This window comes from Pseudomonas citrullilanati (genome assembly GCF_030580855.1).
Lineage (GTDB): Bacteria > Pseudomonadota > Gammaproteobacteria > Pseudomonadales > Pseudomonadaceae > Aquipseudomonas > Aquipseudomonas citrulli.
In genome coordinates this window covers 1-1,104 of sequence record NZ_JAUQOP010000094.1, presented here as the reverse complement: position 1 = coordinate 1,104, position 1,104 = coordinate 1, and the positions used below count along the sequence as shown (strand labels likewise).

1 protein-coding gene is annotated in these 1,104 nt (G+C 70.5%); it reads left to right on the top strand.

Translation table 11 applies throughout. The annotated features are described in order from the left end of the window. Positions 1–188 precede the first annotated feature (188 nt). Positions 189–1,001 (top strand): tRNA cyclic N6-threonylcarbamoyladenosine(37) synthase TcdA, encoded by an 813-nt coding sequence (gene tcdA, locus Q6A48_RS25900; protein ID WP_304557315.1) that lies wholly within the window; start codon positions 189–191, stop codon positions 999–1,001. Positions 1,002–1,104: the final 103 nt, after the last annotated feature.

The following is a 1,104-nucleotide window of genomic DNA, read 5'->3' as shown; positions in this document are numbered from 1 at the left end:
CCCCCCCCCCCCCCCCCCCCCCCCCCCCCCCCCCCCCCCCCCCCCCCCCCCCCCCCCCCCCCCCCCCCCCCCCCCCCCCCCCCCCCCCCCCCCCCCACAGGGGGACATTGGCGAGATTCATTTTCGCACCAGGCTCGAATTGCCGTGGCAAAGCCCTATAATGCGCGCCGGTTTTTGGGGTAATGGTCATGAGTACAGAAGATCCACGGTTTGCCGGCATCGCCCGCTTGTATGGCCTCGAAGGCCTGGAGCGCCTGCGCGCGGCGCACGTGGCGATTGTCGGCGTCGGTGGCGTCGGTTCCTGGGCGGCGGAAGCCATCGCCCGTTGCGGCGTGGGCGAGATCTCGCTGTTCGACCTGGACGATGTCTGCGTCAGCAACGCCAACCGCCAGTTGCACGCCCTGGACAGCACCGTCGGCAAGCCCAAGGTCGAGGTCATGGCCGAGCGCTTGCGCGGCATCAACCCCGACTGCACCGTGCACGCCGTGGCCGATTTCGTCACCCGCGATACCATGGCCGAGTACATCACGCCGAACATCGATTGCGTGATCGACTGCATCGACAGCGTCAACGCCAAGGCGGCGCTGATCGCCTGGTGCAAGCGCCGCAAGATCCAGATCATCACCACTGGCGGTGCGGGCGGGCAGATCGACCCGACGCTGATCCAGGTCTGCGACCTGAACCGTACGTTCAACGACCCACTGGCCTCGAAAGTGCGCTCGACCCTGCGCCGCGACTACGGCTTTTCCCGCACCGTGACCCGCCACTACAGCGTGCCGTGCGTGTTCTCCACCGAACAACTGCGCTACCCGAAGCCGGACGGCAGCATTTGCCTGCAGAAGAGTTTCGTCGGCGACGGCGTCAAGCTCGACTGCGCCGGCGGGTTTGGCGCGGTGATGATGGTGACGGCGACTTTCGGCATGGTCGCGGCGACCAAGGCGGTGGACAAGCTCGTAGCGGGTGTGCGGCGGCCGGCGGACAGGGTCAAGCCCGAACAGTGACCGTTTTTGTGGGGGGGGGGGGGGGGGGGGGGGGGGGGGGGGGGGGGGGGGGGGGGGGGGGGGGGGGGGGGGGGGGGGGGGGGGGGGGGGGGGGGGGGGGGGG